General features: G+C 60.3%; 27 protein-coding genes and 1 pseudogene. 19 read left to right on the top strand and 9 right to left on the bottom strand.

The features are described 5' to 3' along the window. The first annotated feature begins 8 nt into the window (after window positions 1-8). From AC1DIS_RS26430 to AC1DIS_RS26405, 6 genes are read left to right on the top strand one after another with little or no spacing between them, the layout of a single operon-like run. Entirely contained in the window at window positions 9-488 is a 480-nt protein-coding gene (locus AC1DIS_RS26430) for a TadE/TadG family type IV pilus assembly protein (protein ID WP_064616553.1), read from the top strand. Beyond that, window positions 488-982 (top strand): TadE family protein, encoded by a 495-nt coding sequence (locus AC1DIS_RS26425; RefSeq protein WP_477781179.1) that lies wholly within the window; start codon window positions 488-490, stop codon window positions 980-982. The genes AC1DIS_RS26430 and AC1DIS_RS26425 overlap by 1 nt, the downstream gene beginning before the upstream one ends. Next, the gene (locus tag AC1DIS_RS26420; RefSeq protein ID WP_064616555.1) at window positions 976-2,196 is read left to right on the top strand and encodes an AAA family ATPase; all 1,221 of its coding nucleotides are present in this window, start codon (window positions 976-978) and stop codon (window positions 2,194-2,196) included. Before AC1DIS_RS26425 ends, AC1DIS_RS26420 begins: the two co-directional genes overlap by 7 nt. Before the next feature lie 3 nt (window positions 2,197-2,199). Then, a complete protein-coding gene (locus AC1DIS_RS26415) occupies window positions 2,200-3,639 on the top strand; it encodes a CpaF family protein (protein WP_477781178.1) in 1,440 nt (479 codons plus the stop codon). Continuing rightward, the gene (locus AC1DIS_RS26410) at window positions 3,636-4,622 is read left to right on the top strand and encodes a type II secretion system F family protein (RefSeq protein ID WP_064616557.1); all 987 of its coding nucleotides are present in this window, start codon (window positions 3,636-3,638) and stop codon (window positions 4,620-4,622) included. The genes AC1DIS_RS26415 and AC1DIS_RS26410 overlap by 4 nt, the downstream gene beginning before the upstream one ends. 29 nt (window positions 4,623-4,651) lie before the next feature. After that, window positions 4,652-5,620: a type II secretion system F family protein gene (locus AC1DIS_RS26405; protein ID WP_477743489.1), complete on the top strand. Its 969-nt coding sequence runs from the start codon at window positions 4,652-4,654 to the stop codon at window positions 5,618-5,620. Between the two features lie 433 nt (window positions 5,621-6,053). On the opposite strand, the gene AC1DIS_RS26400 is transcribed toward AC1DIS_RS26405, so the two are convergent. The 6 genes from AC1DIS_RS26400 to AC1DIS_RS26375 all read right to left on the bottom strand — a co-directional run bounded on the left by AC1DIS_RS26400 (window position 6,054) and on the right by AC1DIS_RS26375 (window position 11,115). Beyond that, a complete protein-coding gene (locus AC1DIS_RS26400; protein WP_018926249.1) occupies window positions 6,054-6,326 on the bottom strand; it encodes a DUF3613 domain-containing protein in 273 nt (90 codons plus the stop codon). A gap of 18 nt (window positions 6,327-6,344) precedes the next feature. After that, window positions 6,345-7,061 (bottom strand): tetratricopeptide repeat protein, encoded by a 717-nt coding sequence (locus tag AC1DIS_RS26395; protein ID WP_026286433.1) that lies wholly within the window; start codon window positions 7,059-7,061, stop codon window positions 6,345-6,347. Window positions 7,062-7,183: 122 nt separating this feature from the next. Further along, window positions 7,184-8,413 (bottom strand): type II and III secretion system protein family protein, encoded by a 1,230-nt coding sequence (locus AC1DIS_RS26390; protein WP_064616561.1) that lies wholly within the window; start codon window positions 8,411-8,413, stop codon window positions 7,184-7,186. A gap of 572 nt (window positions 8,414-8,985) precedes the next feature. Beyond that, entirely contained in the window at window positions 8,986-9,624 is a 639-nt protein-coding gene (locus tag AC1DIS_RS26385; protein WP_111455149.1) for a LysE family translocator, read from the bottom strand. 1 nt (window position 9,625) lies between these two features. Next, entirely contained in the window at window positions 9,626-10,396 is a 771-nt protein-coding gene (locus AC1DIS_RS26380; RefSeq protein ID WP_019581187.1) for a 2OG-Fe(II) oxygenase, read from the bottom strand. Between the two features lie 92 nt (window positions 10,397-10,488). Further along, on the bottom strand, window positions 10,489-11,115 hold the full coding sequence (locus tag AC1DIS_RS26375; RefSeq protein ID WP_018926244.1) for an alanyl-tRNA editing protein: 627 nt from the start codon (window positions 11,113-11,115) through the stop codon (window positions 10,489-10,491). Between the two features lie 90 nt (window positions 11,116-11,205). Here AC1DIS_RS26375 and AC1DIS_RS26370 point away from each other — a divergent pair, with 90 nt between their 5' ends. Next, on the top strand, window positions 11,206-12,204 hold the full coding sequence (locus tag AC1DIS_RS26370; RefSeq protein WP_064616565.1) for a LysR family transcriptional regulator: 999 nt from the start codon (window positions 11,206-11,208) through the stop codon (window positions 12,202-12,204). 69 nt (window positions 12,205-12,273) lie between these two features. Here the strand turns inward: AC1DIS_RS26370 and AC1DIS_RS26365 are convergent, their stop codons facing one another. Then, entirely contained in the window at window positions 12,274-12,681 is a 408-nt protein-coding gene (locus AC1DIS_RS26365) for a PA2817 family protein (protein WP_007938686.1), read from the bottom strand. Between the two features lie 108 nt (window positions 12,682-12,789). Further along, entirely contained in the window at window positions 12,790-15,246 is a 2,457-nt protein-coding gene (locus AC1DIS_RS26360) for an acyl-CoA dehydrogenase (protein ID WP_477781177.1), read from the bottom strand. A 237-nt stretch (window positions 15,247-15,483) separates the two neighbouring features. On the opposite strand from AC1DIS_RS26360, the gene AC1DIS_RS26355 reads away from it, so the two are divergent. From AC1DIS_RS26355 to AC1DIS_RS26340, 4 genes and pseudogenes are all read left to right on the top strand, one after another. Beyond that, window positions 15,484-16,143 (top strand): transglutaminase-like domain-containing protein, encoded by a 660-nt coding sequence (locus tag AC1DIS_RS26355; protein WP_192350883.1) that lies wholly within the window; start codon window positions 15,484-15,486, stop codon window positions 16,141-16,143. Between the two features lie 43 nt (window positions 16,144-16,186). Then, window positions 16,187-16,810, top strand: coding sequence for a glutathione S-transferase family protein (locus tag AC1DIS_RS26350; protein WP_018926240.1), 624 nt, complete (start codon window positions 16,187-16,189; stop codon window positions 16,808-16,810). Between the two features lie 133 nt (window positions 16,811-16,943). Continuing rightward, window positions 16,944-17,876 (top strand): ABC transporter ATP-binding protein, encoded by a 933-nt coding sequence (locus AC1DIS_RS26345; protein WP_018926239.1) that lies wholly within the window; start codon window positions 16,944-16,946, stop codon window positions 17,874-17,876. Continuing rightward, window positions 17,873-18,521, top strand: a pseudogene (locus tag AC1DIS_RS26340) (ABC transporter permease). Before AC1DIS_RS26345 ends, AC1DIS_RS26340 begins: the two are co-directional and overlap by 4 nt. Window positions 18,522-18,592: 71 nt before the next feature. On the opposite strand, the gene AC1DIS_RS26335 reads toward AC1DIS_RS26340, so the two are convergent. Beyond that, entirely contained in the window at window positions 18,593-19,114 is a 522-nt protein-coding gene (locus AC1DIS_RS26335; RefSeq protein ID WP_018926237.1) for a DUF2062 domain-containing protein, read from the bottom strand. 136 nt (window positions 19,115-19,250) lie between these two features. On the opposite strand from AC1DIS_RS26335, the gene AC1DIS_RS26330 reads away from it, so the two are divergent. From AC1DIS_RS26330 to murB, 8 genes are all read left to right on the top strand, one after another. After that, complete coding sequence (locus AC1DIS_RS26330; RefSeq protein ID WP_477748504.1) at window positions 19,251-21,485, top strand: DNA internalization-related competence protein ComEC/Rec2; 2,235 nt, start codon at window positions 19,251-19,253, stop codon at window positions 21,483-21,485. Window positions 21,486-21,582: 97 nt separating this feature from the next. Further along, window positions 21,583-22,218, top strand: coding sequence for a MotA/TolQ/ExbB proton channel family protein (locus AC1DIS_RS26325; RefSeq protein ID WP_007941964.1), 636 nt, complete (start codon window positions 21,583-21,585; stop codon window positions 22,216-22,218). After that, window positions 22,215-22,643: an ExbD/TolR family protein gene (locus AC1DIS_RS26320; RefSeq protein WP_018926235.1), complete on the top strand. Its 429-nt coding sequence runs from the start codon at window positions 22,215-22,217 to the stop codon at window positions 22,641-22,643. Before AC1DIS_RS26325 ends, AC1DIS_RS26320 begins: the two co-directional genes overlap by 4 nt. Then, window positions 22,643-23,653, top strand: coding sequence for a tetraacyldisaccharide 4'-kinase (lpxK, locus tag AC1DIS_RS26315; RefSeq protein WP_477781176.1), 1,011 nt, complete (start codon window positions 22,643-22,645; stop codon window positions 23,651-23,653). The genes AC1DIS_RS26320 and lpxK overlap by 1 nt, the downstream gene beginning before the upstream one ends. A gap of 25 nt (window positions 23,654-23,678) precedes the next feature. Next, window positions 23,679-23,864: a Trm112 family protein gene (locus tag AC1DIS_RS26310; RefSeq protein WP_003179363.1), complete on the top strand. Its 186-nt coding sequence runs from the start codon at window positions 23,679-23,681 to the stop codon at window positions 23,862-23,864. Beyond that, window positions 23,861-24,625 carry a 3-deoxy-manno-octulosonate cytidylyltransferase gene (kdsB, locus tag AC1DIS_RS26305; RefSeq protein ID WP_477743484.1) on the top strand — a complete coding sequence of 255 codons (765 nt, stop codon included), beginning with the start codon at window positions 23,861-23,863 and terminating at the stop codon, window positions 24,623-24,625. Before AC1DIS_RS26310 ends, kdsB begins: the two co-directional genes overlap by 4 nt. Next, complete coding sequence (locus tag AC1DIS_RS26300; protein WP_018926232.1) at window positions 24,625-25,089, top strand: low molecular weight protein-tyrosine-phosphatase; 465 nt, start codon at window positions 24,625-24,627, stop codon at window positions 25,087-25,089. Before kdsB ends, AC1DIS_RS26300 begins: the two co-directional genes overlap by 1 nt. After that, window positions 25,086-26,105 (top strand): UDP-N-acetylmuramate dehydrogenase, encoded by a 1,020-nt coding sequence (gene murB / locus AC1DIS_RS26295; RefSeq protein WP_064616576.1) that lies wholly within the window; start codon window positions 25,086-25,088, stop codon window positions 26,103-26,105. Before AC1DIS_RS26300 ends, murB begins: the two co-directional genes overlap by 4 nt. The last annotated feature ends 140 nt before the right edge of the window (window positions 26,106-26,245 follow it).

The following is a 26,245-nucleotide window of genomic DNA, read 5'->3' as shown; positions in this document are numbered from 1 at the left end:
GAGGCGTCATGGGACTTCACTCATTCAAGCGACCACAGGCTCAGCGAGGCGTGGCATTGGTGGAATTCACCCTCGTCCTGCCGCTGTTGCTTCTGTTGTTACTGAGCCTCGGCGAATTCGGCCGCATGCTCTACCAGTACAACGTCCTGTTGCAGGCCAGCCGTGATGCCGACCGTTTTGTCGCCAGCCAGGCCTGGGACTCGACGCTCGGCGCTATCGCTCTGAGCAATACGCTGCTGACCCAGACGAAAAACGTCGCGGTCTATGGCGTGCCCAGCGCTACCGGCAGCGCTGTGGTGTCAGGGTTGACGACCGCGAACGTAGCGGTCGCCGCGGTAGGCACCGACCATGTGCGAGTCACCATCACCTATAGCTTCTGCCCGGTGATTGGCAGTGGCAATTGTGTCGGCACGTTTCCTGGTCTTATCGGTGGGCAGTTTGCGCTGGCCATTCCGTTGGTTGCCACCACTGTCATGAGGGTGCTGTGATGAATAAAAAACGCATGCACGGCACCTATGTCGTGGAGTTCGCCTTCATCGGCATGCTGGTGTTCATCCTGTTGTTCGGCGTGGTGGAAATGGGCCGCCTGTACTTCACGGTCAGTGCGCTGGATGAAGCCGCGCGGCGTGGTGCGCGGCTGGCAGCGGTGTGCAACATCAGCGATCCGGTGGTCTTGCGGCGGGCGATCTTCAACGCATCGACCGACGCCGGCACGAGCCAGCTGATCACGAGCCTGGCCACCACCAACCTGACGCTGACCTATCTGGACGTCAACGGTGCTGTGGTGGCCAATCCCGGCGACCTGGTCAGCRCTACTGGCTTTCGTGCCATCCGTTATGTCCAGTTGAGTCTGCAAGGCTTCGTTTTCAATCTGTTTATTCCCGGGTTCGGCGTGCCCATTACCTTGCCTGCATTCAAGGCAACCTTGCCACGCGAAAGCCTCGGGCGTCATTCCGATTCCGGGGAGATCACACCATGCTGAATACCAAGGATACCCCGCTCTCCACTTCGACCGGCAAGGCTGGGCTGAGGTTGCTGATCAGCAGCCGTGATGCCACCTCGTTGCGCGATCTGCAGAGCGTCTGCCAGCGCATGCCCTGCCTGGAGGTGAGCACTCGCCTGGTGAGTAATGGGCATGTCGACCCGCTCTACGGCCTGGACCGCATGCCTGATCTGTTGCTGTTGCGCGTCAGCCATCTGTGGCGCGAAGAATTGGCGGCGCTGTTGCAGCGTCCGGCCCATGAGCGTCCGCCGATGTTGGTGTGCGGTCTGCTGACCGAGCAGGAAGGCATGCGCCTGGCGATGCAGGCCGGCGCCCGTGACGTGCTGCCGGAGCCTATCGCCGAGACCGAACTGGTTGCCGCCTTGAATCGCCTGGTCATGGAGGTTCGCACCGGCAGCGGGACAGAAGGGAAATTGATCGCCGTGATGAGCGCCAAGGGCGGCTCCGGCGGAACCTTGCTGGCCTGCAACCTGGCTCAACAGCTCAGCGTCAGGGGCGGCAGCACCCTATTGCTGGACATGGACCTGCAATTCGGCAGCGTGACGCATTACCTGGACGTGGCGCAGACGCACAGCCATCTCGAGGTGCTGCATCAGATCGATGGCATGGACAGCGTCGCGCTACGCGGTTTTTGCAGCCACTTCAGCCCGACCTTGCATGTGCTGGGTGGTCGGGCCGGTGAGCTGTGCCTGCCGCAGGATGCCCAACCCGAGCAACTTGACACCCTGTTGCAACTGGCCCGCGCCAGCTACGACTGGGTGGTGATCGACCTGCCGCGGCAAATCGACCACCTCACCGGCTCCGTGCTGGAACAGGTGGACCGGGTGTACGTGGTGGTGCAGCAGAGCGTCAGTCATCTGCGCGATGCCAGCTCCCTGGTGCGGATTCTTCGCGACGACCTGGGCGTGCGCGGCGATCAGTTGCAGATTGTGGTCAACCGCTATGACAAGGCCGCAGCGATCAGCCTCAAGGATATTGGCGAGGCACTGCGCTGCACCAATCTGTCGAAATTACCCAACGACTTCAACCTGGTCAGCCAGAGTCAGAACACTGGCGTGCCGTTGGGGCTGCATGCGCCGAGGGCCGCGATTACTACCGCCCTGCGCGACATGACCGAGGACCTGGTCGGTCAACAGGTGGCCGGGAACAAAGGCTTACTCAAACGCGCCTTCAACCGTTTTTTCGGGGGATGACCCATGATCAGCGACTTTCGTAACCGCTTGCGCAAACAGTCCGGTAAACCCGCAGCATCGTCAGCTGCTCAGGGCGACGACCTGCTGGATCCGGCAGAGGAAATAATGGCGTGGGAGCGTGCAACACCGGACGTTCTTTACGAAACCAGAAGCCAGGTCACCCCGGTGGAAGCCGAGTGGCGGGAAAAAATCTACCAGCAATTGCTCAAGGTCATGGACCTGTCCTTGCTGGACTCCCTTGAACAGGCCGAGGCCTCACGGCAGATCCGTGATATTTGCCAGCGCCTGCTCGACGAGCATTCGGCACCGGTGAGTACCACCAGCCGCCAGTTGATCATCAAGCAGATCACCGACGAGGTGCTCGGTCTGGGGCCTCTGGAGCCGTTGCTGGCCGATCACAGCGTGTCCGACATTCTGGTCAACGGCTATGCCTCGGTCTATGTCGAGCGCTTCGGCAAACTGCAACGGACCGATGTGCGTTTTCGCGATGATCAGCATTTGCTGAATATCATCGACCGCATCGTGTCCAGCCTGGGTCGGCGTATCGACGAGTCCTCGCCCTTGGTGGACGCCCGGCTCAAGGACGGTTCGCGGGTCAACGCGATTATCCCGCCGCTGGCCATCGACGGCCCGAGCATGTCGATTCGCCGCTTTGCGGTGGACCTGCTCAATACCGACAGCCTGATTCAGGTGGGGACATTGACCCCGGCCATTGCGCTGCTGCTCAAGGCGATTGTCCGCGGGCGCCTGAACGTGCTGATTTCCGGCGGTACCGGTAGCGGCAAAACCACCATGCTCAACGTGTTGTCCAGTTTCATCCCGCACAACGAGCGGATCGTCACCATCGAAGACTCGGCCGAACTGCAACTGCAGCAGCCCCACGTGGTGCGCCTGGAGACCCGGCCTTCGAACATCGAAGGGCGTGGCGAGGTGAGTCAGCGGGAGTTGGTGCGCAACAGTTTGCGGATGCGCCCGGACCGCATTGTGATCGGCGAAGTGCGCGGTGCCGAGGCGTTGGACATGCTGACGGCCATGAACACCGGCCATGACGGTTCATTGACCACGATCCACGCCAACACCGCGCGCGATGCGTTGGGGCGAGTCGAGAACATGGTGTCGATGAGCGGGGCGACCTTCCCGATCAAGGCCATGCGTCAGCAGATCGCGTCGGCCATCGATGTGGTGATCCAGCTGGAACGTCAGGAGGACGGCAAGCGCCGGCTGGTCAGCGTGCAAGAGATCAACGGCATGGAAGGCGAGATCATCACCATGACCGAAATTTTCTCCTTTGCGCGCCAGGGCATGGGTGAAAACGGTGAAGTGCTTGGCGATTATCGTCCCAGCGGCATGATTCCGGCCTTCCGCGATGTGCTGGCCAAGCGCGGCATCGAGTTGCCGCTGACGATGTTCAGGCCTGAATGGATGGWGGCACGGCAGCCATGAGCCATATTCCTGCTGAATTCATTGTGATGTTCCTGGGCATGGTGTTTATCGCCGTGTTCCTCTTGTCCCAGGGCGTGGTGGTGCCGGTGTTCGGCGAAGCGGGCAAGATGCGCAAGCGCATCCGCGGCCGTTTGCATGTACTGGAAAAAGCCAACAATTTGCCCAACATGCAGACGGTGTTGCGGCAGAAATACCTGACGCGTTTGTCGCCACTGGAGGCCATGCTCGAGCAGTTGCCGTTCATGGCGAGCCTTACGCAGATGATCGAGCAGGGCGGCCATGAATACCGCGCTTATCGAGTGATCTTGCTCGGGCTGTTCCTGGGTGCGTGTGCGGGCATCTCGATCTGGATGGTCGTGACCGTCTGGTGGATGGCGTTGCTGGCAGGCTTCGGGGTGTTCTGGTTACCCCTGCTGAAAATTTCTCGTGACCGTAGCAAACGTTTCGCTGCGTTTGAGGAAGGCCTACCGGATGCGCTGGATGCCATGTGCCGGGCCTTGCGTGCCGGGCACCCGTTCAACGAAACCCTGCGTCTGGTCGCCGAGGAGCACAAGGGGCCGGTCGCTCATGAGTTCGGCCTGACCTTTGCCGACATCAACTATGGCAACGATGTTCGCCGGGCCATGCTCGGCCTGCTGGAGCGCATGCCCAGCATGACGGTGATGATGCTGGTGACTTCGATCCTCATCCACCGCGAGACTGGCGGCAATCTGACGGAAGTGCTGGAGCGTCTGAGTCGGCTGATCCGCGGGCGTTTCCGCTTTCAGCGCAAGATCAAAACCCTGTCGGCGGAAGGGCGCATGTCGGCCTGGGTGCTGGTGGCGATTCCCTTTGTGCTGGCTATTGCGATCGTGCTCACAAGCCCCAGCTACATGCCTGTGCTGCTCAATGATCCCATAGGCCACAAGCTGATCATCGGGGCTTTCTGCGCCATGTTGATCGGGATTTTCTGGATACGAAAAATCATCCGGATTCAGGTTTAAGCGATATTCGCTACCGGGAGGTACAGGTCATGGACTTTTTACTCGGGTTGTTCAGTCGGTTCACGGGGAGCGAGGAAGTAGCGCGCCTGTTGTTCCTTGGCGCGATCGGTTTGAGTACGGTGCTTGCGGTCGTCGCCTTGATGTTGCTGATGCTGGGTCTTCAGGACCCGGTACAGCGTCGTCTGGCGCTGATCAAGCGCGGTTATTTGGGCAATACGGCAGGGCAGGAAGCGCCGGGTAATCTGCAGCTGTTGCTGGAGCGGGTCGGCCAGCGTTTTGCCTCGGCTGAATCGGCCCAGGCGTCAGTTACCCAGACTCTGTTGACGCATGCGGGTTACCGCTCCTCTTCGGCGGTGCAGATGTACTGGGCGGTGCGCTTGATGTTACCGCTGTTGATGGTCGGTCTTGCGTTGCTGCTGTTGCCGCTGATTCCCAAGGTTTCCCTGGCTGTGGGGCTGTTGTTGGTGGTCATGGTGGCCGGTATCGGATGGTTGCTGCCAGCGCTGTATGTCGCCAAGCGTAAGCAGGCGCGTCAAAACCGGCTGCGTATCGCGTTTCCAGATGCGCTGGATCTGATGGTGGTCTGCGTGGAGTCAGGCCTGTCACTGCCCACGACCATTGAACGGGTGGCTGAAGAGATGTCGGTCAGTCATGTTGAACTGGCTGAAGAGCTGGCCCTGGTCAATGCGCAGATCCGCGCGGGCATCACCAGTACCGAGGCGCTCAAACAACTGGCCATACGCACCGGTCTGGAGGACGTGCAAGGGTTGGTCAGCCTGTTGGCGCAGAGTATTCGCTTTGGTACCAGCGTGGCCGACACCCTGCGCATCTATGCCGATGAATTCCGTGATCGGCGTACGCAGGCCGCCGAAGAGGCGGGGGCGAAAATCGGCACCAAGCTGATATTCCCACTGATTTTCTGCCTGTGGCCGAGCTTCTTTCTGGTCGCCATCGGCCCGGCCATGATTGGCGTAATGAAAGCATTCGGAAATATGTAAGAGGATCGGGTGGGGGGCTGTCGAATCAGATGGCCTTGCCACCCGAACCTGATCTGTACTTCCCCTCCCAAGATCTACACCGCTCGCTCCTACGGGCAATGTTGTTCACTTAAGCCGTAATGCGATCTGTAGCAGCTGGCGAAGCCTGCGTTCGGCTGCGAAGCAGTCGTAAAATCAGCCATTGCGGTGYGTCAGGTACATCACGGCAGCCGGACTCACGACTGCTGCGCAGCCGAACGCAGCCTTCGGCAGCTGCTACAAAGAATGCGTCGCGGCTGAAACTGTTTAAGTGAACAGCATTGCGCTCCAGGGGGGCTCGGTCAGAACTGAACAATGTGTAGATGCCAATACTTTCCAGCAGACGTGATTAAGCCTGGCGTTTTAGCCAGGCTACTCTGGACGATGCCAGAGGTTGATCATCCATTGACGTCCCTCAGTTGCTGCTGGAGGTCATTTTCCCCCCAGCCTTCTGCTCAAAGAACATCGGGATCGGGTAGGTGAAGCTGTTCAGCCAGCGCTGGAAGGACAGGTCACGCTCAGTGACCGATGCAGTTTGTCGAAAAGGGGAGGCAACCACACCACGAATCTGTAGCTGCATCCACTGTTCGGTGCCCTTTTGCGGCGCCGAGGAGGGACCTGGCTCAATAGCCCAGGCACTGGTGGACAGGCAAGCCATGCACACAATCAACAGCCCTTTGGTATTCATCTCGACTCCTCGTACGTTCTACTTGATCGCAGCATTGGCTGAGGCATCGACTACGGCCTCAGTCTTGCGATTCCCCTCGGAAGCCACCGCTTTTTTGGCAGAGGCCTTGAGTTTTTCCGCTCGGGTTTGAGCCTCTGCAACTTGCTGGGGACTCAAGCTGGCGCGGTTCGCGAGTTCGGCAGCCGCCTTCCAGTTATCCTGATAGATCAGCAGCGTCACCATGTTGAGTGCCGCCAGTGAATCCGCCTGCTTGAGCTCCATGGCCGTCATGAACTCGAAGCGTGCTTCAGGGATCCGTCGCTGATTGAGGTAGACGACCCCCAGGTCATTGCGCATCTTGTCGTCGGTGGGGGACATCTTCACCGCGCGTTCGAGGTGAGTGGTAGCGCCGGCGTTATCATTTTTGGCCGCGGCCAACTGGCCCAGGCCATGTTCCCCTTCAGCGGCCAGACAGGTGCCGAGCAGGCTTTGATACAACGGCTCCGCATCTTTACGCCCCATCAAGCGCAGCACCCGGGCCTTGCGCAGACGAACCTGGACCAGATCATCGGGCAAACCTTCCAGGTTCGCCAGGCTGGCATACAAACGGCCTTCGTTGGCCATGTTGTCGGCCAGGTTCAGGGCCAACTCTTGCTCCGAAGCGGGTTTGGCACAACTGCCCGGTCGCGAAACAATACCGTTGGTGGCACAACCTGCGAGCATCAATGTCGCCGTTATTGCAATGACTGCTTTCATCGAGTGTCCTCTGGCTACAACACGTTGAACGCCTGGCCAATGGCAATACAGTTGGCCCGCCAAGCGCTCAAGGTCACCGTTAAGAGTGAGGGCGAAAGCCCGGTTCAGCGTCTGGCTCCGGTTCATTGCGAGAGCCCGGTCTTACTGTCGAAATCACCATTTTCGAGGAAGAACATGCGGTAGAAGTTCGGGTCGTAATTGCGCAGCTGCTCGCCAGGCAACGACGGCAGTTGTGCATTGGCAGCCAGGGGCTGGACCAGATGCGGGGTGACGATCATCAGCAGTTCGCGCTCCTCACGGTTGACGGAGTTGTCGCGGAAGAACGCGCCCAGAATCGGGATATCGCCCAGCCCCGGGAATTTGTTCACCTGGGAATTGTTGCGAGTGCTGATCAGGCCGCTGATGACGAAGCTTTCGCCGTCGGCCAGGGAGATGCTGGTGTCGGTACGGCGTATGGTCAGCGCCGGAACTATCGTGCCGGCGATGCTCACGGCGTTGGTGAAGTCCAGTTCACTGACTTCCGGCGCCACCTTCAGGGCGATACGGTTTTTCTCGATGATGGTTGGCGTCAGAGTCAGGCGGATACCGAACTCCTTGTACTCGATGGAGATGTTATCGCTGCCCGAACTGGGCACCGGAATCGGTACTTCACCGCCGGCCAGGAAGCTCGCACTCTGCCCGCTGAGCGCCACCAGGCTTGGCCGCGCCAGGGTGTAGGCGAAACCGCTGCCTTCCAGTGCGTTGATCGCCACCAGGGTATTGCCGGTAGCAAAGTTGAGGTTGAACATGCCGTTGTCCACCGGCACCGACGGTGTGACGACGCCGCCAATGGTGGGCAAGGTTCTCGGCGAGCCGAACAGGAAGTTGCCGCGGGTGCCGAAAATAGACGCTGAGGCTTCCTTGAGTTTGGTCCGGCTGACTTCAACGAAGCGAATATCGGTCTGTACCTGGCTCGGCAGCAGCGGGTCTTCGTAAGGTCCGGTCGACGCGCTGGTCAGCGCCGAGGTGGCCCGGCCCTTGACGAACACCATGCTATGGCGCGGCTCTTTCGAACAGCCGGTCCAGACCATCAGGCTGGTGGTGCCCGGTGTCAGACCAGTGAGCAGGAAGGCGTTGGGGTTGTTGCCGCTGGGTTGCACATCGGCAATTTTCGGGTCACCCACGGCCAGTTGCGTCACCGGAACCGGAGTGCGCAGTTCACTCTGAAGCCCCTGACCGACCTCGAACGTTGTCGGCATACTGTCCATCTGCGAACAATTGGCCGCCGCGGCCTGAGCCGCGTCCACGCTGAGGCCCATCCAGAACAGGCCATGGATAATTCGCTTGAAAGCGGGCACGGTACGATAGCTCATTAAGTGCATCCTCGCTGAATAGGCCATCTACAAGGCAAACCAAGTTGCCTTGGATCACTACAAGGGGCCTGAGTCGACCCTCAACCTCGCCAGAGCACTTACCACTAACGATTAATGCCCCCGGCAATATTCCTTGGTGCTACACGCAAGCAGGTGCAATACGCTGATCCGAATGAACAGCGAGCGACCTTCTAAAACGGCTTTTAGTGATCCAGATACCTGGGCTGCCGACCCGAGCAACAGGCTCAGGCTCGACAACCATCGCGGTTATAGGCGGCACTTCCCGCCAACCTGACTCCCCTAAAAAGCAACCGGCAATCACAGCTCTGCGCCGGAAAACGCCTGTCAGGATCATAGTGAGGTAACTCCTTTTGCCAATTCGCTATCTGATCTCTGAACCTAAACGTCAAAATTCAAACCGTTATGACTTCTTCTTGTTTGAAGGTAGTTCAAACAAAGCAAAGCGCCATGATTTAAAACAAAACTTTAAGGGCAGAGTGCGGAGATAGCCGCGTTGCTGGCGTGGGAGCCGCATAAAGTGCGGTTCGACGAGGCGACTAAGGCAGCATGACTTACATGGACAGAATCAGGCGCCCGGCGAACAGAATGAGGATCACCCCCATGGTTCGTTCGAACCAGTGCCCCATGCGCATGAACAGCAGTCGCACCCGGGCGCTGGAAAAGAACAGGGCCACGATCACGAACCACAAGGCGTTCACGAAACACATCCACAACCCGTACAGCGCCTGTATCTGCAACGGTGTCGAGGCACTGATGATGGTGGTGAAGATCGCCAGAAAGAACAGCGTAGCCTTGGGGTTGGTGGCGTTAGTCAGAAACCCCGTGCTGAAGGCCTTGAACAGGGTCTGCTGCTCAGTTGACGCTGCCGCGCCGTTGTCGCCTTCAGTCGCCACTTTGGGTTTGCTGCGCAACAGGCTCACACCGAGGTACAAAATGTAGGCCCCCCCGATCACCTTGGCCACCATCAATAGCCAAGGCGTGGTGTGCATCAATGCGCCGACGCCGAGCAAGGTGTACAGCACATGCACGGAAATGCCCGCGCCGATGCCCAGCGCCGTGCAGATGCCCACTAAACGCCCGAAACGCACGCTTTGGCGGATGGTCACGGCGAAGTCCGGCCCGGGAGCTACCACGGCCAGAAAATGGATGGTTGCCAGCGCCAGAAACTCGCCCAGGTAATTCGAAAACATCTCAACTCCAGAAAGTCAGGGGGGAAGCATTGCCGCGGTAGCCGACAAAGAAAGAAAGGCTCAATCGCGGATCGTCCACACCCGGCGTCACCGAGTGCATGCGGCGTGAATTGAACATGATGAAATCACCCGGCTCAGGGCGAATCTCCAGGGTCGGAGGGCCGAGCAAGGCCGGATCGATGCCGTAACTGTCGCCACGCATCTCGTCGAACTGGTCCGGGGAAATGTCGTGGTCCCACATCTGCAAAGCGCCGCCCTCGGTCGGCATGTTCAGGTAAACATTGCAGGCGAACTGCGCTTCCAGGCTTCTGGCCTGGAAGCTGTCCGGGGCGTCCTTGGCGAAAATGTCGTGATGGGCAAGGAAGCACACGCCGGGTTTGACCACGCGCGATAGCCCCACATACATCTTGCGGCCATAGAGGTTTTCCAGATGCGCCCCCGCCGGCCAGGACTCATCGAGCATGCAGCGCAGGGTGTCGACAGGCGAGGAGTAGGGCGCACAACGGCTGCGCAACTCGGCGATGTTGCTGGTGGCGCGCTCGAAATAGTCTTCGATCAGCAGTGGCTGGTTTTCCGCTTCGTAAAACGCCATGCCGATACGACCGATGCTCGGTGCGTTGATGTAGCCTTCGAAGCCGGGGGCGAGGATCTTGTCGCCGATCTGGATCGCCAGTGGCCGAGGCAACAAGCCTCTGACGCGGATGGCGAGGACTTCTTCGTTGGCCAGTTTTTGTATGCACGTCTCATCGAGACGCTCGACGTCAAGCATCATGTCTTAGGTCCATCTATCAGATAGTCAACAGAGCCCGCGAACGCAGGCTCCTCCGGCGTCAGGCGATGACGGGGTCGACATCGCCCAAAAGCTCAATCCACGTGGTAGTGGACTGACAGCGTTCCCTTTTTCTGCGAAAGGGAAGCGATCGTGACCTTGCCCAAATCCTTCAGGCTACGTACATGGGTGCCGCCGCAGCCGTAGGCGGGCAGCTCACCGAAACCGATTTCACGGGCGCCTTCGCGCAACGACGTCAAGCGTGGCAGATCATGGGCGATCCATTGCTTGATGCCGTGCTGAATCGTCTGGGCATCAACCTCCTGCGCGCCATCGCCTGGTTTGAATTGCACACGTCCTTCATCCGGCCAGTGATGAGCCTTGATCGGCATCCAGCCCATGGCCTGAACAAAGTGACCGATCAGGTGCCCCGCCGAATGCATGCGCGTATTGAACTGGCGGCGTTGCTCGTCGACCCGAATCTGGATCATGCCGAGTTTTACCGGGTGGTCGACGAAATGGATGATCCGCTCCGTTTCCTGCACCACGCGCAGCACCTGGCTTTCGCCGATCCAGCCGGTATCACAGGGTTGCCCGCCGCCCTGTGGGTGAAACAGAGTGGCGCGCAGCACCACGGCGAACTCGTTCTCATAGGGCGTGCAATCCAGGACTTCCACATTGGCCCTGAGGTCATCACTATGGAAAAAGAGGCGAAGCGTCATATTCCATGCCCTTATTAAAGTTTCTATTTTTATTATATGAACCGTGGAATTGCGTGATAATCCGTTCAACCATCAAAGGACTGTTGCGCTGTGAGCATAAATCTTCCCTTGCCACTGCTCGGTGAAATGGCGATTTTCGTCAAGGTTGTCGAAACCGGCAGTTTCTCCGAAGCGGCGCGTCAGTTGGGGTCTTCCCCCTCGGCGGTGAGTCGCAGCATTTCGCGGCTGGAGAAGGCGCTTGCCACGCGTTTGTTGCAACGAACCACGCGCAAGCTACGCCTGAGCGACGGAGGCGAAGAGGTGTTCAAGCGCTGCCAGGAGATGGTCAGCGCGGCGAAGTCGGTGATGGAAATCAGCGGTCAGTTCACCCAGGAAGCGGAAGGGCTGGTGCGCGTCAGCGTGCCCAAGGCCGTCGGGCGATTTGTGATTCATCCACATATGCCGGAGTTTCTGCGGCGTTATCCCAAAGTGGATGTGGAGTTGTTGCTCGAGGACCGCCAGGTGGATTTGATCGATGACAACGTCGACCTGGCCATCCGTATTACCGATCGGCCCCCTGCGGGGCTGGTGGGGCGCCAATTGCTGACCATCGACCATTTGCTCTGCGCCACGCCGCAATACCTGGCCGAGCACGGCACACCGACTCATCCCCACGACTTGCTCAATCACAGCTGCATCTATCTGGGCGAAACCCCGAGCGATGCGCGCTGGAAGTTCAAGAAAGGCAGTAAAGCCGTGACCGTCGGCGTGCGCGGACGTTACGCCGCCAATCACACGGGCGTGCGATTGGGCGCGGTATTGCAACACATCGGGATCGGTAGCCTGCCGTACTTCACCGCCCGTTATGCACTGGAACAGGGGCTGATTGTGCAGGTATTACCGGACTGGACCTTTCTGGCGTCCTACCACGGAGGCGCCTGGCTGCTGCATTCGCCCACCCGCTATCTGCCGCCCAAGTTACGGGTGTTCATCGACTATCTGGTGGAATGCCTGGAGAAGGAGCCGACCTTGAGCAATCCGGGCAAGCCAAGCGCGATGGGCAAGGGCGCGGCAGCGTATGAGTTGCCGGAGAGTGATGGGTTGTTTTGATCTTTACCCGGCCAACAAAAAAGGCCCGCATGATTAACCATGCGGGCCTTTTGCGTTACTGATTGGAGATCAGTGCTTGCTGTCCTGATTCGACATCGCCAGCAGCTGTTTTTCCTGATTCCAGTCGAACGGTTCATCGTTCTGTTCGGCTTCGAAGCGACGTTCTTCCAGCGCCTGGTACAGGTCGATTTCATCATCGGGCATGTAGTGCAGGCAGTCACCGGCGAAGTACCACAGCAGATCGCGCGGCACCAGGTGGGCGATTTGTGGGTAGCGGGTGATGATCTGGCACAGGATGTCCTGGCCCAGGTATTGGCTTTCGATCGGGTCGACCGGCAGCAACGCACGCAGTTCGTCGAAGCGCTCCAGGAACAAGGCATGGCTTTCTTCGGGAACCTGTTCGGCCTCACCTACGGCGACCAGGATACTGCGCAGGTGGTCGAGCAAGACGAGATGATCGGCAACGACATTGGACACGAGATAAGTCCTCAAGAGCAAAACGGGCGCAGGAGTATAAAGCTCCCGCGCCCCTTTTTCACAGGGTAAAGCGCCCCATGATGGTAAGGCGACACACGGTCCTCTGGATTAGCGGACCTTGCCCTTGCCCAGCACCAGCACCTCTTTATCGAAATCATCGACGTCGATCACCTTGCGCCGCGCCACCTCCACCTCACGCAAGGTCTCCGCTTCAACTGGTTGCAAGACGCCAGCCTCCAGTGCGGCATCGATGACCGACTCCCCGACAGAGGGTTTGACCTGGCGACTTCTCAGCGCCGTGTTGAGTTTTTTCTGTAGCGGTTTGGCGGCGTTCAGCAAGTCGCAGGCGTGCTGCAAGGCGCCGACCGGATCCTCTGTCGATTGCGGGCGATAGCAGCCCGCCAATAACTCCTCAAGGGTCGGGTCGCCCTTGGCGCGGCCGAGGACTGCGGCGACTTTGGCCGCCAGTCTGTCCGACGGGCCTCTGTGCCGGCGACCGAACGGGAACACCAGTACCCGCAGCAAGCAGCCGAGTACCTTGTTCGGAAAGTTGGTCAGCAGTTCGTCCAGCGCACGCTCGGACTGGCCGAGGCTCTCTTCCATCGCCCAGGCGAACAACGGACGCATATGCTCTGGCGAATCGAGATCGTGATATCGCTTGAGCGCGGCGGAGGCCAGATACAGGTAGCTGAGCACATCGCCCAGACGTGCGGACAAGCGTTCGCGGCGTTTCAGGTCGCCGCCCAGCAGCATCATGCACTGGTCTGCAAGCATGGCAAATGCCGCGGCCTGACGGTTGAGGGCGCGCACGTAGCGTTGGCTGAGCTTGTCCCCGGGCATGTGTTCGAAATGTCCGAAGCCAAGGTTCAGCACCAGGGTGCTGCCGGCGTTGCTCACGGCAAAACCAATGTGATTGAGCAGCAGGGCGTCGAATTCGATCAACGCCTGTTGTTTGTCTTCGCGGTGGACAAGGGCCATTTCCTTGAGCACGAACGGATGGCAGCGAATAGCGCCCTGGCCGAAGATCATCAGGTTGCGTGTCAGGATGTTCGCACCTTCGACCGTGACGGAAATGGGCGCACCTTGCCAGCTACGCGCGAGATAGTTGTTCGGGCCCATGATGATGGCCTTGCCGCCGTGAACATCCATGGCGTGACTGATGCATTCGCGACCGCGTTCGGAGAGGTGGTATTTGATGATGGCGGAGGGCACCGACGGCTTTTCGCCGAGGTCGACGGCGTTGGCGGTGAGCATCCGCGCGCTGTCCATCAGCCAGGTACTGCCGCCGATCCGCGCCAGTGCTTCCTGAATCCCTTCGAAGGCTGACAGCGGTGCGTTGAATTGCTCGCGAACCTGCGCATATTGGCCTGTCACCAGGCTGCTGAACTTGCCCGCGGCGGTACCGATGGCAGGCAGCGAAATGGAACGCCCGACCGACAGGCAGTTCATCAGCATCATCCAGCCTTCGCCGAGCATTTCCTGACCGCCAATGATGAACTCCAGCGGTATGAACACATCCTTGCCGGCGTTCGGGCCGTTCATGAAGGCGGCGCCCAGCGGCAAGTGACGGCGACCGATGTCTACACCGGGTGTCTGGGTTGGAATCAATGCGAGACTGATCCCCAGGTCGACTTTGTCACCCAATAGATGGTCCGGGTCATAGGCCTTGAAGGCCAGGCCGATCAAGGTCGCCACCGGACCGAGGGTGATGTAGCGTTTTTCCCAGTTCAGGCGCAAGCCAAGGGTTTCCTGGCCTTCCCATTCACCTTTGCAAATCACCCCGGTGTCGGTCATGCCCCCGACGTTGGAACCGGCCATCGGGCCTGTCAGGGCAAAGCAGGGGATATCGTCGCCGCGGGCCAGCCGTGGCAGGTAATGATTGCGTTGTTCGTCGGTGCCGTAGTGCAGCAGCAGTTCCGCCGGGCCGAGGGAGTTGGGCACCATGACGGTGGAGGCCAGGTCACCGCTGCGGGTCGCCAGTTTCATCGCGATCTGGGAGTGCGCATAAGCCGAGAAGCCTTTGCCGCCGTACTCCTTGGGAATGATCAGGGCAAAAAAGCCATGCTGCTTGATGTGATCCCAGGCCTTGGGCGGCAGATCCATCAACTGGCCGATCTGCCAATCGCTGACCATGGCGCAGAGCTCTTCGGTCGGGCCATCGATAAACGCCTGTTCCTCTTCGCTCAGCTGCGCTTTTGGATAGRCCAGCAGCTTGTTCCAGTCCGGACGACCGCTGAACAGCTCGCCATCCCACCAGACCGTGCCGGCTTCAATGGCTTCACGCTCGGTTTGCGACATGGGCGGCAGGTTTTTTTGAAACCAGTTGAATATGGGCGCCGTGAACAGTTTTCGGCGCAGGTCCGGCAGCAACAGGGGGGCGGCCACGGCCGCGAGCAACACCCAGAAAATCAGCAGCAGCCAGACGGGGGCATGGCTCGCATGTCTGAAGATGCCCATCGCCAGCAGATAGACAGCGATGATGCCCAAAGCGGGCAGAGGCGCGGTGCGGCGATGTGCCAGCCAGGCAATCCCGACCACCAGAACCAGTATCCACAACAGCAGCATAATTAATTCTCCTGAAGCCAGGGGCAAAACCACTCTCAGAGCTTAGACGGCATCCATAAAAGTGGGTGGTCGGAGCGATCGGGTTGAGCTTGTAGGACGAAACGGCCGGACTTCGTCAGTTATTTCGATGGAGGGCTCGTCAACAGGGCGGGCAAGCGCTGATATTTGGCCGAAACGTCGTTATCTCTGTGCTGAAGGTGTCGCTAGACTCGTGGCTTCCCCCAGGAGATAGCTCCCATGCACGCGTATCTGAGCCCCGGCCGCTTCATCGACAGTGACCATCCCTCGGTGGTGGAGTTCGCCGAAAAACATCGTGGCGCCGGGCGCGATCCGCAGGAGCAGGCGATCAATCTCTATTACGCCGTGCGCGAGGCCGTGCGCTACAACCCCTACACCTTCAGCCGTGATCCGCAGACCTTGCGCGGCAGCTATGCGCTGGCGGCCGGGGAGAGTTATTGCGTGCCCAAAGCCACGCTGCTGGCAGGTTGCGCTCGGCATTGCGGGATCCCGGCGCGTATCGGTCTGGCGGATGTGCGCAATCACCTGTCGACGCCGCGCCTGCTCGAACTGCTCAAGAGCGATGTGTTCGCCATGCACGGCTACACCGAGCTGTATCTGGACGACCATTGGGTTAAAGCCACGCCGGCTTTCAATCAACAACTCTGCGAGTTGTTCAATGTCGCGCCGCTGGAGTTCGACGGGATCAACGACAGTGTGTTCCATCCCTTCAACCGTGACGGCGAGCAACTGATGGAATACCTGGTCGATCACGGCCAGTTCACCGATGTGCCTGAAGCGTTTTTTTTCGAGCACCTGGAAAAGTGCTATCCGCATTTGTTCGGCGAGCGGCTGCCGCTGCAACTGGGTGACATGCAGAGCGATTTGAGTCGCGCCTGATCCGGCGTATGCTGCCTGCGCATTCATCCAACAAGGGGCGGTCATGCTGAAAATCTGGGGTCGGAAAAATTCGTCGAATGTCAGAAAACCGTTGTGGGCCGCCGAAGAGCTGGGCCTGGCCTATGAAGCCATCGACGCCGGCGGTGCCTTTGGCGTGGTCGACACGCCTGAGTACCGGGCGATGAATCCCAACGGTCGCGTGCCGGTGATCGAAGACGACGGCTTCGTGCTGTGGGAATCCAACACCATCGTGCGTTACCTGGTGGCTCGCCATGCCAGCGGCACTGCCTGGTATCCGACGGACCTGCAAGCCCGTGCCTCGGCCGAAAAGTGGATGGACTGGACCACCTCAAGTTTTGCCGCGCCGTTTCGCACGGTGTTCTGGGGCGTGTTGCGCACCCCGCAAGAGCAGCAGGACTGGCCGGCCATCAAGGCTGCGATCAAGGAGTGCGACGATCTGCTGTCGATGGCCGATCAAGCGCTGGCGGTTAAGCCATACCTGTCGGGCGATGAGATCGGCATGGGCGACATTCCCTTGGGCAGCTTCATTTATGCCTGGTTCGAGATGCCGATCGAGCGCGCGCCGCTGCCACATCTAGAAGCCTGGTACGCACGGTTGAAACAGCGTCCGGCCTATCGCAAAGCCGTCATGACCGCGTTGACTTAATACTCACTATCAACACGCGTGACTGTACTTGTGTGGCGGCGACAAGCACCATTGCGCTCATGCGCCGCGGTTGCATTGCTCGCCGCCCGCCCTTATTTATTCCTTTCTTCCCTTCCTGGTGCGTAAATCCGATATGAGTTCCGCTCTGTCCATCCGGCAGCTAACCAAAACCTACGGCAACGGTTTCCAGGCCTTGAGTGGTATCGATCTGGACGTCGCCGAAGGTGACTTTTTCGCTTTGCTCGGCCCGAATGGCGCCGGCAAATCCACGACCATCGGCATTATCTCGACCTTGGTAAACAAAACCAGCGGCACGGTGAATGTGTTCGGTCACGACCTGGACAAGGAACCAGCGGCGCTCAAGCGCTGCATTGGTGTGGTGCCCCAGGAGTTCAACTTCAACCAGTTCGAAAAGACCTTCGACATCGTCGTGACCCAGGCCGGTTACTACGGCATCCCGGCGAGAATCGCCAAGGAACGCGCCGAGCAGTACCTGACCCAACTGGGGTTGTGGGACAAGCGCGATGTGCCGTCGCGCTCCCTGTCCGGCGGCATGAAGCGCCGACTGATGATCGCCCGGGCGCTGGTTCACGAGCCACGCCTGCTGATCCTCGACGAACCGACGGCGGGGGTGGACATCGAATTGCGTCGCTCGATGTGGACCTTCCTCACTGAACTGAACAAGAAAGGCATCACCATCATCCTCACCACCCACTACCTGGAGGAGGCTGAGCAGTTGTGCCGCAACATCGGCATCATCGACCACGGCACCATTGTCGAGAACACCAGCATGAAGCAGTTGCTCAGCCAACTGCATGTCGAGACGTTCCTGCTGGACCTGAAGAACACCTTGCAAGTGGCGCCGCAGTTGCTTGGTTACCCGGCCAAACTGATCGACAGTCATACCCTGGAAGTCCAGGTCGACAAGGCCATGGGCATTACCGCGCTGTTCACCCAGTTGGCGCAGCAGAACATCGAAGTGTTGAGCCTGCGTAACAAAACCAATCGCCTTGAGGAGTTGTTCGTGTCCCTGGTGGAGAAAAATCTGTCGAAGGTGGCGGTATGAGTTCCGAGCTGCAACCCAACCTCGTCGCCCTCAATACCATCGTTTACCGTGRGGTCAAGCGCTTCACCCGGATCTGGCCGCAGACTTTGCTGCCGCCAGCCATCACCATGGTTCTGTACTTTGTGATCTTCGGCAATCTGATCGGTCGGCAGATCGGCGGCATGGGTGGCTTCACGTACATGGAGTACATCGTGCCGGGGCTGATCATGATGTCGGTGATCACCAACTCCTATGGCAACGTGGTGTCGAGTTTCTTTGGCAGCAAGTTCCACGCTACAGGTGCATCACCTGGGCGTGACCGTTCTGGTGGTGCTGCTGACGGCGACGATCTTCTCGTTGCTGGGTTTCATCAACGCGGTATTTGCACGCAATTTCGATGACATCTCGATCATCCCGACCTTCGTGCTGACACCGCTGACGTACCTGGGCGGGGTGTTCTACTCGATCAGCTTGTTGCCACCGTTCTGGCAGACCGTTTCGCTGGCCAACCCGGTGCTGCACATGGTCAACGCCTTCCGTTACGGCATTCTTGGCGTGTCGGACATCAAGATCAGCGTGGCGATTGCTTTCATGCTGGTAGCGACTGTTGTGCTGTACATCGGTTGTGCGCGGCTGCTGGTGAGTGGGCGCGGGATGCGTACCTGATCAAGACCGTGTCACGGCCTTCGCGGGCAAACACCGCAAAAAGAAACGGCCTCCCAAGTGGAGGCCGTTTTTCATTCCTGCATCCGGCTGCGCTTACGCCGTGCCCACTGCCGACTCACCCACCAGCGCCAATACATCATCACCAGACAATAAGCCAACGCCCCAAGCACCAGCCCCGTTACCACCGAGCCCAGTAAAAACGGTTGCCACAAAGTCGAGAGCTCGCCGCTGATCCATGCCCAGGTCAACTCGTCCGGCAAGCTCCTGGCGGGGACGTCCATCAACCAGGCGCCGGTCTGGTAGGTGCAGAAGAACACCGCCGGCATGGTGATCGGGTTGGTCAGCCAGACCAGGCTGACCGCTATCGGCATGTTGCCGCGCACTACGATGGCGAGGATGGCCGCCAACAGCATTTGCAACGGGATGGGCAGGAACGCCGCGAACAGGCCGACGGCCATGGCCCGCGCGACGGAATGACGATTGAGGTGCCAGAGGTTCGGGTCATGCAGCAGGGTGCCAAGAAAGCGTAAGGATTTGTGTTCCCTGATGCTGGTCGGGTCTGGCATGTAGCGTTTGAATAAGCGCCGGGGCATAAGGCTTCTCGGTCGGTTAAGGCGGCAAGTATGTCTGGATTCTACGAACCGCCCATTCAGACTTTGTGACAATTGTTAACGACGCCTGTGCGGCGCGACGGCTAAGCCTAGGGAGGGGACTCTCAAGGACGGGCTTATGCGCACAGGGATGATGGCGCTGGCGTTGGGTCTGCTGGCCCTGCGTTTTTTGCCGGCACTGCCGCCGGCAGGGTTGTGGCTGTTGTTGCCGGTAGTGGGTTTGATGTTGCTGCCGTTTCGAACCTTTCCACTGGCATTTTGGTTGTTTGGCTTCAGTTGGGCGTGTGCGAATGCGCAGTGGGCGCTGGATGATCGCCTGGCGCTGAAGCTCGATGGCGAGACTCGCTGGGTCGAAGGCCGGGTTACCGGGTTGCCGCAGCAGGCCGAGGGTGTAGTGCGTTTCGAACTGACAGACAGTCAGTCGCGTCGCACCCAACTGCCCCGGCACCTGCGTCTGGCCTGGTATGGCGGGCCGCCCGTCAACAGTGGCGAGCGGTGGCGGCTGGCAGTCAAATTGAAGCGTCCTGCCGGGCTGCTCAACCCTCATGGTTTTGATTACGACGCCTGGTTGCTGGCCCAACGTATTGGCGCCACTGGGACCGTCAAGGACGGTCAGCGACTGGGGCAAGCGCAGTGGGCCTGGCGCGACGGCATTCGTCAGCGTTTGCAGGCCGTGGATGCGCACGGGCGAACGGGAGCGCTGACGGCGTTGGTGCTGGGGGACGGCGCCGGGCTGAGCCGTGAGGACTGGCAGGTGCTGCAAGACACCGGCACCGTGCATCTGTTGGTGATTTCCGGGCAACACATTGGTTTGCTGGCGGGGCTGGTGTATCTGCTGATCGCCGGGCTGGCGCGCTATGGCTTATGGCCTAGGCGCTTGCCGTGGCTGCCATGGGCGTGTGGGCTGGCGTTCGCGGCGGCGCTCGGTTATGGGCTGCTGGCCGGTTTCGAGGTGCCGGTGCGTCGGGCCTGCCTGATGATTGGTCTGCTGTTGTTGTGGCGGCTACGGTTTCGTCACCTCGGCGCCTGGTGGCCGCTGTTGCTGGCGCTTGACGGTGTTTTGCTGCTGGACCCGCTGGCAAGCCTGCAACCGGGTTTCTGGTTGTCCTTTGCGGCAGTAGCGGTGCTGATTTTCACCTTTGGTGGGCGATTGGGCCCGTGGCGTTGGTGGCAAACCTGGACCCGTGCCCAATGGCTGATCGCAATCGGTCTGTGCCCGCTGCTGTTGGTACTGGGGTTGCCGATCAGTCTCAGCGGGCCGCTGGCCAATCTTCTGGCGGTGCCCTGGATCAGCCTGCTGGTCTTGCCGCCGGCCTTGCTCGGAACGCTGCTGTTGGCCGTTCCCTATGTGGGCGAGGGGTTACTGTGGTTGGCTGGCAGTCTGATCGACCTTTTGTTCAAGGGGCTGGCGTTGGTGGCCGGGCAATTGCCCGCGTGGGTGCCGGTGGCGGTTCCGTTGTGGGTTTGGGCGTTCGGCGCACTGGGCGCATTTCTGCTGTTACTGCCACCGGGCGTGCCGTTGCGCCCGCTGGGCTGGCCGATGTTGCTGTTGCTGGTTTTTGCGCCCCGGCACACGCTGCCTGAAGGCGTCGCCGAAATCTGGCAGCTGGATGTCGGCCAGGGGTTGGCCATTCTGGTGCGCACCCGCCATCACACTCTGCTGTATGACGCCGGGCCACGGTTCGGCGATATCGACTTGGGTGAGCGGGTGGTGTTGCCAACATTGCGCAAACTGGGGGTGAATGGACTTGATTTGATGCTGATCAGCCATGCCGACGCCGATCACGCCGGCGGTGCGCGAGCGATTGCCAGCGGTGTGCCGGTGACTCGGGTACTGAGTGGCGACCCACTGGCCCTGCCGGACGAGCTGCATGCCGAGGGCTGCGAGAGCGGTCAACAGTGGACCTGGGACGATGTGCGGTTCCAGCTCTGGCAGTGGTCGTCGGCCAGCGACAGCAATCAGAAATCCTGCGTGCTGCAGATCGAAGCCAACGGCGAGCGGTTGCTGCTGACCGGCGATATCGATACCGCGGCCGAGCGGGTGCTGCTCGACAGTCCACTGGCGGTGCCGACGGACTGGTTGCAGGCCCCGCACCACGGCAGTCGCAGCTCATCTTCGATGGCGTTGCTCAGCGCTCTGCTGCCTAAAGCGGTGCTGATTTCCCGTGGCAACGGTAATTCTTTCGGTCATCCCCATCCCACAGTCGTGGCGCGTTATCAAAAGCGTGGCATGGCGATCTACGACAGCGCCGAGCAGGGTGCCATTCGTCTACAACTGGGGCGCTTCAAACCACCTTGGACGATGCTTCAGGAACGGCGTTTCTGGCGCGATCCGCCAGCATTGCGCCAGTAGCCCGCGTCATTAAAGCCCGACCGGATGCGACATCGCGGTCTTCGGTGCGCCCACCCCCTATGTTAGAGTGGCGCACTTTTTCGAGGGGACTGTCACTGTGTGGGAATTGGTCAAATCCGGCGGCTGGATGATGCTGCCGATCATTCTGAGTTCCATCGCGGCCATGGCGATCGTCGCCGAGCGTCTCTGGACCCTGCGCGCCAGCCGCGTGACCCCGGAGCACTTGCTCGGGCAGGTCTGGGTCTGGATCAAGGACAAGCAACTCAATAAAGAAAAACTCAAGGAGTTGCGCGCCAACTCTCCGCTGGGCGAGATCCTCGCCGCCGGTCTGGCGAACTCCAAGCATGGTCGCGAGATCATGAAAGAGTGCATCGAAGAGGCCGCCGCGCGGGTGATTCATGAGCTCGAACGTTATATCAACGCCTTGGGCACCATCGCCGCCATGGCTCCGTTGCTGGGGCTGCTGGGTACGGTGCTGGGCATGATCGATATTTTCAGTGCGTTCATGGGCACGGGCATGGGCACCAACGCCGCGGTGCTGGCCGGGGGTATTTCCAAGGCCTTGATCACCACCGCCGCGGGCCTGATGGTCGGTATCCCGGCCGTGTTCTTCCACCGCTTCCTGCAACGCCGGATCGATGAGCTGGTGGTGGGCATGGAGCAAGAGGCGATCAAACTGGTCGAGGTTATTCAGGGCGATCGCGACGTGGACCTGGCCGAGGGTAAAGCGTGAAGTTCCGTCGTAAACCACGGGAAACGGTAGACATCAACCTCGCGTCGCTGATCGACGTGGTGTTTATCCTGTTGCTGTTTTTCGTCGTGACCACCACCTTCACCCGTGAAACCCAGTTGCGCGTCGACCTGCCGGAAGCGGTCAGCGGCTCCCCGGCCGAAGACCAGCAGCTCAAGCAACTGGACATCGCCATCAGCGCCGACGGGGCGTATTCGGTCAACAACCAGCTGTTGCCGAAGAACGACCTGACCAGCCTGATGGAAGCGCTACAGAAAGAATCCAATGGCGACACCAATCTGCCGTTGTCCATCAGCGCCGATGGCAAAACCCCCCATCAGTCCGTCATCACCGCGATGGACGCTGCCGGCAAGCTCGGTTTCAGCCACTTGCGCATGACCACTGTCGAGGCGGCGCCGGCGTCCTGATGGCCATGTCCGATCGATTGCTCGCCGCATGGTACGAAGGTCATCCGGCGTTGAAGCTGTTGCAGCCTCTTGAATGGCTGTATCGACGCGTGGTCACTGGCAAGCGCGAGCGCTTTTTGGCGGGCGAGGGCGAGATCTATCAGTCGCCGGTGCCGCTGATCGTGGTCGGCAACATCACGGTGGGCGGCACGGGCAAGACGCCGCTGATTCTGTGGATGATCCAGCACTGCCAGCGCAGCGGTCTGCGGGTGGGTGTGGTCAGCCGTGGTTACGGCGCCAAACCGCCGCAATTGCCGTGGCGGGTCGCGGCGGATCAAGGCGCGGACGTGGCGGGCGATGAGCCGCTGTTGATCGTCCAGCGCACCGGCGTGCCGCTGATGATCGACCCGGACCGCAGCCGTGCGGTCAAAGCCTTGCTGGCGAGTGAGCCGCTGGACCTGATCCTTTCCGACGACGGTATGCAGCATTACCGGCTGGCTCGAGACCTGGAACTGGTGCTGATCGACGCCGCTCGCGGCTTGGGCAACCGCCGTTGTCTGCCCGCCGGACCATTGCGCGAACCGGTCGAGCGCCTGCAAAGCGTCGATGCAGTGCTGTACAACGGCGCTGCCAATGATCGCGAAGACGGTTTTGCCTTCCAGTTGCAACCCACCGAACTGGTCAACCTGCACAGCGGCGAACGGCGGCCTCTGGACCACTTTCCCGCTGGTCAGGCCCTGCACGCCGTGGCCGGGATCGGCAATCCCCGGCGTTTCTTCACGACCCTCGAAACGCTACACTGGCGGCCAGTGCCCCATGCATTTGCCGACCACGCCGAATACAGCGYGCAGGCCTTGAATTTCACACCGTCRYTRCCRKTGGTGATGACMGARAAGGAYGCGGTGAARTGCCGWRCCTTCGCSGCCGCYGAYTGGTGGTAYCTGGCGGTCGATGCTGCGCCATCGCCGGCCTTCGTGGCCTGGTTCGATACACAGCTGATGCGCCTGTTGCCGGCTCGTCTTTTGCCTTAACTCCGTTTCTATCCAGGGAATGTACATGGACACCAAATTGCTCGACATCCTCGCTTGCCCGGTCTGCAAAGGCCCGCTCAAGCTCAGCGCCGACAAAACCGAGCTGATCAGCAAGGGCGCCGGCCTCGCGTACCCGATTCGCGACGGCATCCCGGTGATGCTCGAAAGCGAAGCGCGCACCCTGACCACCGATGAGCGTCTGGATAAATGACCACAGCCTTTACCGTTGTCATTCCATCGCGTTACGCCTCCACCCGCTTGCCGGGCAAGCCGCTGCTGCTGATCGCCGGCAAGCCGATGATCCAGCACGTCTGGGAACAGGCGAGCAAAAGCAGCGCCCAGCGCGTGGTGGTTGCCACTGACGATGCGCGCATCGTCGAGGCCTGCAAGGGCTTTGGTGCCGAAGTGGTGCTGACTCGCGAAGATCACAACTCCGGCACTGACCGCCTGGCTGAAGTTGCGGCGAAACTGGGCCTGGCCCCGGACGCGATCGTGGTCAATGTTCAGGGCGACGAGCCGTTGATCCCGCCAAGCGTGATCGATCAGGTCGCCGCCAACCTGGCTGCTCACACCGAAGCACGCATGGCCACCCTGGCCGAGCCGATCGAAGACGTCGAAACCCTGTTCAACCCCAATGTGGTCAAAGTGGTCAGCGACCTCAATGGCCTGGCGCTGACCTTCAGTCGTGCCACCTTGCCGTGGGCTCGGGACGCGTTTGCCAAGAGCCGCGAGCAATTGCCGGAAGGCGTGCCATATCGCCGCCACATCGGCATTTATGCTTACCGTGCCGGCTTCCTTCAGGACTTCGTCACCTGGGGCCCGTGCTGGCTGGAAAACACCGAGTCTCTGGAACAGCTGCGTGCCCTCTGGCACGGCGTGCGGATTCACGTCGCCAATGCGCTGATCGCACCGCCCACCGGCGTCGACACCGTTGAAGATCTCGAGCGCGTTCGTCGCCTGCTGGAGGCCTGATGCGGGTTCTGTTCGTCTGCCTGGGCAACATCTGCCGTTCCCCCACGGCTGAGGGCGTATTGCGGCACAAGCTGCGTGAGGCGGGGCTGGCCGATCAAGTCGAAGTGGCTTCTGCCGGCACCGGTGACTGGCACGTCGGCAAGGCCCCGGACAAGCGCAGCCAGGCTGCGGCGAAACTGCGCGGCTACGACCTGTCCGCCCAGCGCGCCCAGCAAGTGACCCGCGCCGATTTCGCCACTTACGACCTGATTCTGGCGATGGACAACAGCAACCTGCGCCACCTCAAGACCATGCAACCGGCCAAGGGCAAGGCCGAGCTGGATTTGTTCCTGCGTCGCTACCAGTCGGAAGTCGATGAAGTGCCGGATCCTTATTACGACGGCGACCAAGGCTTCGAACAGGTACTGGACCTGATCGAGCGCGCCAGCGATCTGCTGGTGATCGAATTGAAGGGACGGCTATGAGTTTGCAGGTTCAACCCCGGGTTTCGCTCAAACCGTACAACAGCTTTGGCGTGGACGTTCAGGCGCGGCTGTTTGCCGAAGCCCATAGCGATGCCGACGTGCGCGAAGCCCTGGCCTACGCGGTGGAACACGAAGTGCCGGTGCTGGTGATCGGTGGTGGCAGCAATTTGTTGCTGACCGCCGATGTGCCGGCACTGGTGTTGCGCATGGCCACTCGGGGGATTCGCCTGCTGAGCGATGACGGCAACCAGGTGGTGATCGAAGCCGAGGCGGGCGAGCCATGGCACCCGTTTGTGCAACACACCCTGGCGCAAGGGTGGTCGGGGCTGGAAAACCTCAGCCTGATCCCCGGCACCGTCGGCGCGGCACCGATGCAGAACATCGGCGCTTACGGTGTCGAGATAAAGGACGTATTCGCCGGCCTGACAGCCCTCGATCGCCAGACCGGCGAGCTGCGGGACTTCACACTGGCCGAGTGCAACTTTGCCTACCGCGACAGCCTGTTCAAACAGGAGCCGGGGCGCTGGTTGATCCTGCGGGTGCGTTTCACCCTCACGCGCACCGCGCACCTGCACCTGGAATACGGCCCGGTGCGTCAGCGCCTGACCGAGCAGGGTATTGATCACCCGACGCCGACCGACGTCAGCCAGGCCATTTGCAGCATCCGCAGCGAAAAACTCCCGGACCCGGCGGTGCTCGGCAATGCCGGCAGCTTCTTCAAGAATCCGTTGGTGCCCGCCGCACTTGTGGCACAACTCAAGGGTGAATACCCGGATCTGGTGGCGTATGCGCAGCCCGATGGGCAAATGAAGCTGGCGGCGGGCTGGCTGATCGAACGCGCCGGCTGGAAAGGCTTTCGCGACGGCGATGCCGGTGTGCATAAATTACAGGCGCTGGTGCTGGTCAACTACGGCAGCGCAACGGGCCTGCAATTGCTGAATCTGGCGCAGCGCATTCAGAAAGACATTGCAGAGCGTTTCAAGGTCGACCTGGAAATGGAACCCAACCAGTATTGAGGCTACGCTTCAGGCTGATTAAAAAGCCCTGCACATTTTCAAATGTGCAGGGCTTTTTTGTTAATGCTCAGTTAACTTAGCCAGCTAACGATGCAAGCATTTGCTCCATCAAAGGCCCGGTGCAGACGTCGCGTCTACAT

The sequence above is a fragment of the Pseudomonas sp. 05N433 genome, from assembly GCF_056396925.1.
This window is presented reverse-complemented; position numbering and strand designations above follow the sequence as displayed.